The organism is Flagellimonas baculiformis (assembly GCF_033441575.1).
Lineage (GTDB): Bacteria > Bacteroidota > Bacteroidia > Flavobacteriales > Flavobacteriaceae > Flagellimonas > Flagellimonas baculiformis.
Window position 1 is genome coordinate 289,083 of the sequence record NZ_JAUZVW010000003.1, and the last position, 12,416, is coordinate 301,498.

The 12,416-nt window shown below is 46.7% G+C and carries 13 protein-coding genes; 4 read left to right on the forward strand and 9 right to left on the reverse strand.

What is annotated here, in order from left to right; all coding sequences use genetic code 11:
- Window positions 1-21: 21 nt before the first annotated feature.
- A complete protein-coding gene (dinB, locus tag SD450_RS06265; protein ID WP_318343776.1) occupies window positions 22-1,125 on the forward strand; it encodes a DNA polymerase IV in 1,104 nt (367 codons plus the stop codon).
- Window positions 1,126-1,277: 152 nt separating this feature from the next.
- On the opposite strand, the gene SD450_RS06270 is transcribed toward dinB, so the two are convergent.
- A complete protein-coding gene (locus SD450_RS06270) occupies window positions 1,278-4,058 on the reverse strand; it encodes a M16 family metallopeptidase (protein WP_318343777.1) in 2,781 nt (926 codons plus the stop codon).
- Window positions 4,059-4,254: 196 nt separating this feature from the next.
- Between SD450_RS06270 and SD450_RS06275 the strand changes: the two genes are divergently transcribed.
- Window positions 4,255-4,827 (forward strand): TetR/AcrR family transcriptional regulator, encoded by a 573-nt coding sequence (locus SD450_RS06275; protein WP_318343778.1) that lies wholly within the window; start codon window positions 4,255-4,257, stop codon window positions 4,825-4,827.
- 54 nt (window positions 4,828-4,881) lie between these two features.
- On the opposite strand, the gene SD450_RS06280 is transcribed toward SD450_RS06275, so the two are convergent.
- The 8 genes from SD450_RS06280 to SD450_RS06315 all read right to left on the reverse strand — a co-directional run bounded on the left by SD450_RS06280 (window position 4,882) and on the right by SD450_RS06315 (window position 11,048).
- Entirely contained in the window at window positions 4,882-5,430 is a 549-nt protein-coding gene (locus SD450_RS06280; protein WP_318343779.1) for a carboxymuconolactone decarboxylase family protein, read from the reverse strand.
- A 29-nt stretch (window positions 5,431-5,459) separates the two neighbouring features.
- Window positions 5,460-5,618, reverse strand: a complete 159-nt coding sequence (locus SD450_RS06285) for a hypothetical protein (protein ID WP_318343780.1) — start codon at window positions 5,616-5,618, stop codon at window positions 5,460-5,462.
- A 92-nt stretch (window positions 5,619-5,710) separates the two neighbouring features.
- Complete coding sequence (locus SD450_RS06290) at window positions 5,711-6,559, reverse strand: helix-turn-helix domain-containing protein (protein ID WP_318343781.1); 849 nt, start codon at window positions 6,557-6,559, stop codon at window positions 5,711-5,713.
- Window positions 6,560-6,693: 134 nt separating this feature from the next.
- Window positions 6,694-8,136 carry a pyruvate kinase gene (gene pyk / locus SD450_RS06295; protein ID WP_318343782.1) on the reverse strand — a complete coding sequence of 481 codons (1,443 nt, stop codon included), beginning with the start codon at window positions 8,134-8,136 and terminating at the stop codon, window positions 6,694-6,696.
- 2 nt (window positions 8,137-8,138) lie between these two features.
- Entirely contained in the window at window positions 8,139-8,603 is a 465-nt protein-coding gene (locus SD450_RS06300; RefSeq protein WP_108422423.1) for an IPExxxVDY family protein, read from the reverse strand.
- 112 nt (window positions 8,604-8,715) lie between these two features.
- Window positions 8,716-9,453, reverse strand: a complete 738-nt coding sequence (gene rnc / locus SD450_RS06305; protein ID WP_318343783.1) for a ribonuclease III — start codon at window positions 9,451-9,453, stop codon at window positions 8,716-8,718.
- Between the two features lie 9 nt (window positions 9,454-9,462).
- Window positions 9,463-10,713, reverse strand: coding sequence for a beta-ketoacyl-ACP synthase II (fabF, locus tag SD450_RS06310; protein WP_318343784.1), 1,251 nt, complete (start codon window positions 10,711-10,713; stop codon window positions 9,463-9,465).
- Between the two features lie 101 nt (window positions 10,714-10,814).
- Entirely contained in the window at window positions 10,815-11,048 is a 234-nt protein-coding gene (locus tag SD450_RS06315; protein WP_009778413.1) for an acyl carrier protein, read from the reverse strand.
- 161 nt (window positions 11,049-11,209) lie between these two features.
- Between SD450_RS06315 and purN the strand changes: the two genes are divergently transcribed.
- A complete protein-coding gene (gene purN / locus SD450_RS06320; protein WP_318343785.1) occupies window positions 11,210-11,773 on the forward strand; it encodes a phosphoribosylglycinamide formyltransferase in 564 nt (187 codons plus the stop codon).
- A complete protein-coding gene (locus SD450_RS06325; RefSeq protein WP_318343786.1) occupies window positions 11,774-12,406 on the forward strand; it encodes a ribonuclease H family protein in 633 nt (210 codons plus the stop codon).
- Window positions 12,407-12,416 lie beyond the last annotated feature (10 nt).

Sequence of the window (12,416 nt, forward strand, 5' to 3'; positions counted from 1 at the left end):
AAATATACCCTAAATTTGGGTATGGATTTCGATTTCCCCTTCAGAAAAATCATTCATGTGGACATGGATGCGTTCTATGCTTCCGTGGAACAGCTGGACAATCCAGAACTGAAGGGCAAACCTGTTGCCGTTGGTGGGGGTTCGCCTCGCGGGGTGGTCTCTGCCGCCAGTTATGAGGCCAGAAAGTTTGGGGTGCGCAGTGCCATGTCGGGCTATTTGGCCCAGCGCAACTGTCCGGACCTCATCTTTGTGAAACCCCGTTTTGACCGCTACAAAGAGGTCTCCAAACAGATCCGCCGCATTTTTTTGGAATATACCGACCTTGTGGAACCCCTTTCCTTGGATGAAGCCTATCTGGACGTGACCGAAAACAAGGTCGGGAACCCCTCCGCGACCCTCATCGCCAAGGAAATCCGTCAAAAAATATGGGACAGAACAGGTTTGACGGCTTCTGCCGGAATCTCCATCAACAAGTTCATCGCCAAGGTAGCCAGTGATTATAACAAGCCCAACGGTCAAAAGACGGTGAACCCCGAAGAGGTGATTCAATTTTTGGAGGAGCTCGATATCCGAAAGTTCTATGGGGTGGGAAAGGTCACTGCCGAAAAAATGTACAAATTGGGCATTTTCACGGGAAAGGACCTCAAAGAAAAGTCCCTGGAGTTTCTGGACGGTCATTTTGGGAAGAGTGGGAAATTCTACTACAACGTGGTCCGCGGCATTCACCACAGTGCCGTGAAACCGCACCGTATCCCAAAATCGGTGGGGGCCGAGCGCACTTTTTTCGAAAACCTGAGCAGTGAGGTCTTTATGCTGGAAAAGCTGGACCATATCGCCCAAGAGTTGGAAAGAAGGCTTCAAATATCCAAAATAGCCGGTAAAACGGTCACCCTGAAGATCAAATACAGCGATTTTACCCTCCAGACACGTAGCAAAACGCTCCCGTACTATGTGGCGAGCAAGGATCTCATCCTCGAAACGGCCAAAGAGCTCCTCTACCAATCTGCCTTGGAAAACTCGGTCCGATTGCTGGGTATTTCACTGGCCAACCTCAACACCGAAAAAAAGAAAAAGGAAGAACCCCAAAAAGAAACGGTATCGGTTCAGCTCAAATTTGACTTCTAAAAAAGAAGAGGCTGTTTAAAAAGTGGCAAAACTTTGGTTTTGTCAGGTTGAGCGCAGTCGAAACCCATTGATTGCTAAAACCACTTTAGGTTCTCGACTGCGCTCGAACTGACAGAGTCAAAATTTCAGAGCTTCTGGACAGCCTCCAATATTTAATTTTTAATATCCTTTTCCATCGGTTTGACCGTCGGGGTCTTCGGATTTCCATCCGCGTCGATTTCCACGATGTTGTCAAAACCAAGTGCATCTAGCTTGTTGATAATCTCGGCCCTATCGCCCACCATGAACCAATTGATCTTTTCTGGTTTTACGACCTGGTTGCTCACTTGCTTGATGTCATCCACCGAAAGATTTCTTACATTTTGATCATACTTTTGGTAATAATCATCAGGCAGGTTATATCGGACCAAATTTCTAACCGAGCTGTTCACAGAGCTATTGGTCTCCCACTGGCCGGGAAGTTTTAGCACTTGATTGGTCTTCACTTTTTCAAGCTCTTCCTTGGTCGCGGGCCGTGTGGAGGTAAATTCTGAAATTTCCTTTCTGATCTCCGTCACGGATTCTGCGGTCTTATCGGTCTGCACGGGAGCATACACTATGAAAGGACGTGCTTCTTTGGAACCTATCACAAAACCTCCAGCCCCATAGGACCAGTGCTTGTCTTCACGCAAGTTCATATTGATCCTTGAAGTGAAGTCGCCTCCAAGAATGTTCACCATTTGCTCCAAAGCGATTTCGGAAACATCCCCATACTTTTCGGTCAAGTGCCCTGCCAAGATCACCGATTGTTGCGACTCTGGCCTGTTCATCAGGTAAAGGGTATTCTTGGAATCGGTTTTGGGTGCGTTGAAGGTGATCTTGGGCACATCGCCCTTCTTCCATTTGCCCAATGTTTTTTCCAATTTGGATTTCAACTCGTTCATCTCCACGTCCCCTGTCACGATGATCGTAGAGTTGTTCGGCTTGAACCAAGTGTTATAAAAATTTACCACGTCTTGTCTGGTCAGTTTTGAAACGGTGTCCTCATATCCTGTTCCGGTGTAGGGGCTGCTGTATGGATGATCTTCCCCATACAGGTATTTGTTCATCACCCTCAAAGCCATGGTGATGGGTTGCGATTTTTCCTGTTTGATGTCGTTGATCTGTTCGTTGCGCAACCGTTCAAATTCCTTTTCAGGAAATACGGGGTTGAGCACCACGTCCAAAAAGAGATCCAAACTGGCATCCAAGCTCGGTTTCAGGGTGGTCATGTACACATTGGATTCGTCCTGACTGGAAAAAGTGCTCAATGATGCCCCTAACAATTGGAGTTCCTCATTGATCTCCAAGGCATCTTTGTCCTTGGTGCCTTCATCCATCAAGTTCATGGCCAACTTGGCCGTACCGGGGCTGGAGAGGTAATCGGTCTTGTACCCTGCATCCGCGACCAAATTGATCACAATGGTGGGCACTCCCTTGCGTTGGGCCAAAACCACATTGAGCCCATTGGAAAGTTGGGTACGCTGCAATTGCGGGAATTGGGAGCTTTTTTGGGGACCCAATTCGGGCAGTTTGCTTCTGTCCACAGAGGATTCCACAATGCCATATTCTGGGAAGGGATTGCAGATCAGGACGTGTTTTCCTTTGGAAAGCCATTTGGCGGCAGTATTCTTCAGATCGGCAATGGTGGCCTCCTCAACATATTTCAATTGTGTTTTATAGTAGGCCGGATCTTTGTGATAGGTTTGGTTGGATGCGAGGATATCGGAAACCCCACCAAAGCCTCCTATGCGTTCCAATCCTTTGATGAAATTGGCAAAATAACTGGCCTTTACCCTTTTGAGTTCTTCCTCGGTCGGGCCTTCCTTGATGAACCTGTCAATTTCCTCCCAAAGTTCCTTTTCCAATTTTGCAGGGTCTTGGCCCTGTTTTACGTTCAGCCACGTGATGAATTCGCTGGCTATTTCGCTGGAGGATTGGAAAGAGACCGCCGCACTGGCCGACTGGTCCTTATATATGAACTTTTGGTACAACCTGGAATTTTTTCCACTCGTGAGGATGGAGGATATCAGGTCAAAATGAAGGTCTTCCCTAGATCCAAACTGGGGGGTGTTCCATGCAAACAGCACCCGGGTTTCCGGAACTCGGTCCTCATATACCTGCCGGGAATCATAGACCTTATTGGGAATGTTCACTTCTTGCCGTTCCACAGTAGGGCCCGAAGGAATGTCCCCGAAATAATTGATCACTTTTTGATGGACTTCTTCCGCATCGATGTCACCTGCCACGGCAACCACGGCATTGGCCGCTCCATAATACGATTTGAACCAGTCTTGCACATCTTCCAAGGAAGCTGCGTTCAGGTCTTCCATTTCCCCGATCACTGTCCAGGAATAGGGGTGGCCTTTCGGGTACATCGCCTTGGTCAAATAATCCCACTGCATCCCGTAGGGCTGGTTCTCGCCCTGTCTTTTTTCGTTTTGTACGACCCCTCGCTGCTCGTCCAGTTTTGCTTGGTCAATGGCACCCAGCAAATGCCCCATTCGGTCAGACTCCAGAAACAGTACTTGGTCCAGCGCGGAAACGGGGACATTCTGAAAATAGTTGGTCCTGTCCGTGTTGGTGGTCCCATTAAGATCGGTTCCGCCGATACTCTCCAAGGCTTGAAAATAGTCGGTGTTGTAGTTCTCACTTCCATTGAACATCAAATGCTCAAATAGGTGGGCAAAACCACTCTTGCCGGGCTTTTCGTTTTTGGACCCTACGTGGTACCACACATTTACGGCAGCTATGGGCGCCTTGTGGTCCTCATGCACCAAAAGGGTAAGTCCATTTTCCAAGGTGTACTTTTTGTAAGCGATGTCTATGTCATCTGCTTTGAACTGAAAACTCTGCCCATAGTTCACAGGACAGAACAATAGGCCCATGATCAGGGCCAGAAGTAATTTTTTCATTGAAAAAGATTTAATTGTTTGATTGATAAAATTGAATACAACAAGATATGAAATAGTTTACAATCCACACGATTTTAATCAGTTAGCTTACCTATAAATGAAGTGAATGCCCTCGAAAACCTTATTTATGGCACAATCTCCCCAGCAAACATCTATCAACACTTTTGGTATATTCCTTTTTGTTAAATTTGTAAGCATGCAGCGTCCTGAATTGCACCAACATATCATTACCACAGCGGGCAACCTGTTCTACGTACAGGGTTATAATTCAACGGGGATCAATGAGATCATTGAGAAGTGTGACATTGCCAAGGCGACGCTCTACGGGCACTTCAAATCCAAAGAAGACATCTGTGTGGCCTATCTGGAGCAACGGCACGACGCTTTTATGGCCTCCCTAAAGAGCTATGTTGGGCTAAAAAAGAAAGGCAAAGCCCAGTTGTTGGCCATTTTTGACCTCTTGCAGGACATGTACCGTGACGAAAACTTCCAGGGTTGTTGGGGCCAAAAAACCCTTGGGGAACTTTCCCCGGATCAAAAAAAGATACTTGGCGTCATCCAGAAACACAAGAAAGATCTGTTGTTGTTCTTGGGCGAAGTTGTTGGGGAGAACATTCCCAACCTGTCCCGTGCCGAAATGGAAAAAACCTCGGGAGGGCTTTATTTGCTGTACGAGAGCGCCATCACCGAAAGCCATCTGTTCAAGAACGATTGGCCCATCTACATGGCCAAGAGCATAGCTCCTTCCTTGTTCACGGAGCTGGAATAAAAAAACCCTTTCACAATACTGAAAGGGTTTTCTTTTTTGTTGTCCTACCTATTCTTAGGCTTCCACTTCTTCCAAAGGTTGCACTTCTGGGAAGTCGATAGGTGTGTCCACCACGTTGTTGATATAGTTGGAGATGGTCTTGTCCCCCACCAACACTATGGTATCAATCAGGTTTTCCTTGGTCCATCCTGCTGCGAAGAAATTATCCACAACACCAGGGCTGGCAATTCCCCTGTTCTCGGTGATGTTCTTGGCCAATTTTGCCAAAGCGTCCAGTCTGTTGTCAAAAGAGGCTTTACCTGCCCTGAGTTCCAAGATCTGGCTATCGGTGAAACCGTTCATTTTGCCAATGGCCGTGTGGGCTGCCAAACAATACAGACAGTCATTGACCTGGCTTACGGCCAAGTTTACCACTTCCTTTTCTTTGGCCCTAAGGGAAGTCTTCGCATTGGCAAAGGTCAAATAGTTCCCCAATGCGTTTTCCGAATGGGCAAAGGTGGCATACAGGTTGGGGACAAATCCCAACGATTTTTTAAGGTTGTCAAAAATGGCCTGATTGGCCGGACTTACTTCTTCTCTTGTGGGTACATTGAATGTGCTCATGATTTTCAAATTTTAACTGTTTATACTGATTATGATTTTTGTACATAGGGTTTTTCCGCATCACAGTAGTAATCGTGATGGTGTTTTTGCTCGCAGTGTTCTGCAACACTTACAGCTGGCGGTGCGGTTCTGCGCATCTCCCGAAAAATCTCAATGAGATTGAAAATGGGTCTGTCCATTGCTTTCATCTTTTACCTTGATTTGAATTACATGGCAAAGATGCTGCGAAAGAAGAGGTAAGGGTTAGGAACGATTTCCCGATGGCTTGCCCAATTTTCCCTTAAGCCCCCAAAAAGGGGTTTCCGCGGTATTCGGAGGGGGTCATTTGGGTCATTTTTTTAAAAAAACGGCTAAAATGGGCCGGGTCATTGAACCCCAATTCAAAGGCAATTTCTTGGTTTTGCTTATCGGTATAGTTGATCAGTCGCTTTGCTTCCAAGGCAATACGGTCCAAAATGATCTGCTGTGGAGATTTTTGGTTGTAGATGGCAAACAGATTGGAGAGTGTTTTGGGCGACTTGAAGAGCATGTCGGCATAATCGCTGACCCTCCTTTTGGTCTTATAGTGCAGGTCCACCAAAAAATTGAACCTCCGGATGGTATCTATCTGTTCATTGTCCAGTGTTTGGACGATGAGTTGTTCCTTGGCCAATCGGGTGCCCATGATGATGAGGCGTTTCAAGAGCATCTGGAGCATATCGCCCTGAATATTGTCGGGGGTGGAAAATTCCTCCACGAACATATCATACAACAAGTTGAACTTGGACTGATGTTCCTTCGACAAAGTGATGATGGGGACATCCTGCGTGCCAAAGAACAAAATCCCATTACAGGAAACCTCACTGTCATGGTCAAAAACACAATAGAACTCCCTATTGAAAAGAATGACCGAAAGCGGCAACATGGTCTTGGCGAGGGACACATGCTGCAAATAGGTGACCGTAATCAACTGGTTGGGCAAAAGTTCTAACGGCACTCCGTCCACCTCAATGGTCAGTGCCTGCTCATTTCTGTTCCATAAAAACTTGATGGTCTTCGAGGTGTCGGAAAAACGGTCTTCGTCACTTTTAAAGTCTTCGGTAAGACCCAGAATGGCCCCTAATTTTTGATCGGTGTACTCGTACCTCATGTGTGGTTTGGTGTCAATTGAAAAATTAGTCTAGCCGTCCCTGCTAAACTTACAGCTGCACCGGGCACAAAAAAACGGGACCCAAGTCCCCAAAGAACTTATGATCCCGTTATTATGTATGGTATACTGTACCCTTAAAAGTTGCAGCTTGTAATCTCGGTCACCCTAAGGGTGTTCACCATTCCTTTCGCCTTGATGGGCATGGCCGCCAAGCTGACCAACATGTCCCCAACTTCCAAATAACCTTTCTTGCAGGCCAACTGGTTCACATCTTCTATGGTCTGGTCAGTGGACACAAACTTGTCATAATAAAAGGCCTTGACCCCCCAAAGCAGGTTCAACTGGGTCAATATCCTTTTGTTGGAGGTGAACACCAAAATATGTGCACTGGGTCGCCAAGCCGATATCTGAAAAGCGGTATATCCACTGTTCGTAAGTGTGGAAATGGCTTTTGCCTCAATTTCATTCGCCATCAGGGCTGCATGGTAACATACCGATTTGGTAATGAACCTATTGGTCCTGACATGCGGCGGTGTCTGTGGCACCTTGATCAAGCTGGAGTTTTCCACACTGGTCAGGATGCTTGCCATTCTTTCGATTACTTGTACAGGATAGTTCCCTACCGAAGTCTCCCCGGACAACATCACGGCATCTGCCCCGTCCATGACCGAGTTGGCCACGTCGTTCACTTCGGCACGGGTGGGCGTAAGGCTGGTGATCATCGTCTCCATCATCTGGGTCGCAATGATAACGGGTATCCTGGCTTTTTTGGCCCTGAGCACAAGCTTTTTCTGGATCAAAGGAACCTCGTGGGCGGGCACTTCCACACCCAAATCTCCACGGGCCACCATAAGGCCGTCGCAGTGTGTGACAATTTTATCAATATTCTCCACCGCTTCGGGTTTCTCTATCTTGGCAATGATCGGGATTTTATGATCGGAGTGCTCTTTGATGAGTTCTTGCAAATCGATAAGGTCCTGACCGTGGCGCACAAAGGAAAGGGCCATCCAATCTACCTTCTGCCCTATGGCAAAAATGGCATCCTTGATGTCCTTCTTGGTAAGTGCAGGAAGGGAAATGTCCGTATTGGGCAGGTTCACTCCCTTTTTGGATTTCAAGGGGCCTCCTTGGATCACGGTCGTCTTTACCTCGTTCTCCCCGTTGGTGGACTTTACTTCAAATATGAGCTTTCCGTCGTCCAGAAGGACACGCTCCCCTGGTTTTACGTCCTTAGGGAAATTTTGATAGTTCATATACACCTTTTGTGCGTTCCCTTCAAACGGCTCCCCTGTGACAAAAGTGACTTCGTCGCCTGGGGCAACAACGGCTTCCTCGCCCATCACACCTACTCTCAACTTGGGCCCTTGAAGGTCCGCAAGAATGGATGTGTTCATCTCCAACTCCTCATTCAGTTCCCGTATCATTCTGATCCTTTCCGCTACATCATCGTAAGACGCATGGGAAAAGTTTATCCTAAAAACATCCACACCTGCCTCGATCATCGCCTTGAGGGTTTCCTTTTTACTGGTGGCAGGTCCTAAGGTTGCTACAATTTTAGTCTTCTTTCTAGTTGGCATTGTTAAAAGATTAAGTTTCTTTTTGATTTTAATGTCTGTGTTTCCAAAGGGTATGCTGTTATGACCTTGTCTATCTTTTTGATGTCCCTTAGTTTTTGGGAAAGTGTGGCCTCGTCGGCCGCTTCCACTTTTAGGAAATAATCGATCTCTTTTCGTTCCTTGATCAAATGATCGGTCCTTGCGGAAATGTTGTTCTCAAACAGACCTCCTGAAGGTATAACTTCCTCGACCACACATTTGTTCGAGATCAGCGTCCAGTAAATGTCGTTCATCCCATCGTCCCAATCAAACACAGAAAAAGATAGATTTTCATCAAGGTGAAGGTCTATTTTCATCCTTTTCAAATACAATCCGCATTTGGAATTTATGGCATAGGTCATGGCATAATCTTCCAAATCACTGTGTATGGCGATGAGCCTGAAACTATCGTCATATAAGTCTGCCGATATCCGATGTGTTGTCATCATGCCCTTAACACGAATTGTAAATATACTCTTAATCCAATTGAATGCCTAGTCAATGCAATACAATACACTTGTAAAGCCTATCGAAAACGATTGAGTTTACCTTTTTTTAATGCTATTGGTTTTCGATTTTGTTCTGAAGGGCGAAATAAGCTCGTTTCGATGCCTTTTCCTCGGCCTTCTTTTTGGAGGTTGCCCTTGCCTTGGCCAAAATCCGGCCGCCAATGGTCAGTTTCACGGCAAAATGTTTCAGCTCGTCATTGCCCGTATCCTCATACACATTGTAGCTGAACGGCGTCTTTTGTTTTTGGCACCACTCGATCACCAAGCTCTTGTAACTGATGACCTTGCCTTCCAATTGCTCGATGTCCACATAGGGCTCTATGACCCTTTCATGGATGAACTTTTCGCAATACGCATAACCTCTGTCCAAATAAATGGCCCCTATGAGCGCCTCGAATACGTTGCCATGGATGTTCTCCCCAAAATGGGTCTTGGGTATCCTGCTCTCCACAAAACGCAAAAGCCCCAGATCCTTTCCCAGTTCGTTCAGGTGTTTGCGGCTCACCACCTTGGAGCGCATTTTGGTCAAATAGCCCTCGTCCCCTTCGGGCACTTCGTTGTATAGGTGTTTTGATATGATTGTCCCCAACATGGAATCTCCCAAAAACTCCAAGCGCTCATAGTTCATGGGATTTCCCTGGGCGTCTTTTTTATTGACGGAACGGTGAAGAAATGCCTTTTTATAGATTTCCAGGTTCTTGGGTTTGAAACCCAGCACCTTTTTCATTCCCAAAAAAAAATCCCCATCCGAGCTGGGATGGGAATTGAATATTTTGGAGGTGAATTTCATGTTACAAAACTACCCCAATTTTTTGAATACGAGACACGCATTGTGTCCGCCAAAACCAAACGTATTGCTCATGGCCACGTTCACTTCCCTTTTCTGTGCCTTGTTCAGCGTCAGGTTGAGCGAAGGATCGATCTGATCGTCCACCACACTATGGTTGATGGTCGGTGGCACCATCCCGTGTTCCATGGCCAAAATGGAGGCAATGCCCTCAATGGCCCCTGCCGCTCCGAGCAAGTGCCCGGTCATTGACTTGGTGGAATTGATGTTGATGTTGGGCGCGTGCGCACCAAACACCTTGGAAATGGCCTTGAGCTCGGCCACATCGCCCAGTGGAGTAGATGTCCCGTGTGTATTGATAGCGTCCACGTCCTCAGGTTTCAGACCTGCATTCTGCAGACAGTTTTCCATTACTTTCACCACACCGATACCTTCAGGGTGCGGGGCGGTCATGTGATAGGCATCGCTGGAAAGACCTCCGCCGAGTACTTCGGCATAGATCTTCGCCCCTCTTGCCTTGGCGTGTTCGTATTCTTCCAAGATCAGTGCACCTGCACCTTCTCCAAGAACAAAACCGTCACGTGTGGCATCAAAAGGTCTGGATGCTGTTTCTGGACTTTCGTTTCGGGTAGAAAGGGCATGCATGGCATTGAAACCACCCATACCTGCCATGGTAACGGCAGCTTCACTTCCTCCGGTCACGATAACGTCGCAATGGCCCAAACGGATATAGTTGAGCGCATCGATCATGGCGTTGGCCGCCGATGCACAGGCCGAAACCGTTGTATAGTTTGGCCCCATGAACCCATGCTTGATGGAAATGTTCCCTGGTGCGATGTCCGCGATCATTTTTGGGATGAAGAAGGGGTTGAAACGGGGTGTGCCATCTCCTTCGGCAAACCCGATCACCTCATTTTGGAAGGTTTCCAATCCGCCGATCCCGGCTCCCCAGACTACACCTACCCTGAACTTGTCCACAACATTGAGGTCAATTCCAGAGTCTGCAATGGCCTCATCCGAAGAGACAAGGGCATATTGCGCAAACCTGTCCAGTTTTCTTGCTTCCTTACGATCAAAATAATCTTCGGGGTTATACCCTTTCAGCTCGCAGGCAAATTTTGTCTTGAACTTATCGGTATCGAAATATGTGATGGGTGCAGAACCACTCTTTCCGGTCCGTAGTCCTTCCCAATAGGCCTCCAAATTGTTGCCTATTGGAGTAAGCGCCCCCATTCCGGTAACCACAACTCGCTTTAACTGCATTGAACTATTTTTTTACCCTTTAGACCTAAATTATAAAAAAAATTATCCATGCGATAATCACCACATGGATAATTTAAAATCTTTAGCGATATATCATAAAATTATTTAGCTTCTTCTATATAGCTAATGGCCTGACCAACAGTGGCGATATTCTCTGCTTGATCATCAGGTATTTGGATATCAAATTCTTTCTCAAACTCCATGATAAGTTCAACAGTGTCCAAGGAATCCGCACCTAGATCGTTGGTAAAGCTAGCTTCAGCTACAACCTCATTCTCATCAACACCCAGTTTATCAACGATAATAGCCTTTACTCTTGATGCAATGTCTGACATAATTATTGTGGTTTTAAAAATTTAATCGTTGGCAAAAATATAAAACTTTGGATTAAATACACTATTTGTCGATAAAATGTGTCCCAAATTAAACATCTTAAGGCTCAGTACATTACTTTAGCCGCCTGAAGTTAATCCAAAATCACGTCAATTCCTAACCCATGAAACGAATTGTTATCTTGGCATCGGGCAGTGGCTCAAATGCAGAGAACATCATTGCCCATTTCAAGGAAAATACACAGGTCGAAGTCGTTGCGGTGCTCACCAACAAAAGCTCGGCAAAGGTATTGGAGCGGTGCGATAGGCTACAGGTCCCCGCCTTTTACTTCAACCGATCCGCTTTTATGGCATCGGATGCCGTGGTCCGGTTGCTCAAGGGCCTTGGGACGGACCTCATCGTGCTGGCAGGCTTCCTTTGGAAGATTCCCCAAAATATCATAGATGCCTATCCCACCCAGATCATCAACATACACCCTGCGCTATTGCCCAAATACGGAGGCAAGGGCATGTATGGGGAACGGGTGCATCAGGCAGTAAAAGAAAATGGTGATACGGAAACCGGCATTACCATTCATTATGTGAATGAACATTATGATGAAGGGACCATCATCTTCCAAGCGAAAACTGCTGTGGAACCCTCTGACAACCCCGATAGCATTGCCGAGAAAGTACACCAATTGGAATATGAGCATTTCCCGAAGGTGATCGAAAAACTCCTTATATAAATGGCGAAGAAGAAGTTTTATGTAGTCTGGAAGGGCAAACACTCAGGAATTTTTGAGACCTGGGCCGACTGCAAGGCGCAGATAGACGGGTTCAAGGGTGCCCAATACAAGTCGTTTTCCTCCTTCGCCGAGGCCAAAAAGGCCTACAATGGCAATTACTCGGATTATAAAGGTACCACAAAAGGCAAATCGGAACTTTCGCCTCAAGAGTTATTGAAAATAGGTGAACCCAACTATAACTCCATTGCAGTGGATGCTGCTTCCAGTGGCAATCCGGGCAAAATGGAGTACCGCGGCGTGGACACCAAGACCAAAAAAGTACTGTTCCACCAAGGACCCTTTGAGCAGGGAACGAGTAATGTGGGCGAATTCTTGGCATTGGTGCACGGTCTTGCTTTTTTAAAGCAGAAAAAGAGCGATCGGATCTTGTATTCCGATTCCAGGATTGCCATCGGTTGGGTCCGAAAGGGCAAATGCGGCACCAAACTGGAAAAGACGGCCAAGAACGCACAACTTTTTGAGCTCATCCAAAGGGCAGAGGACTGGCTGAAAAAGAACAGGTACACCACCCCCATCGTGAAATGGGAGACCAAGGCATGGGGTGAAATCCCCGCGGATTTTGGCCGGAAATGAAGTTATGAGA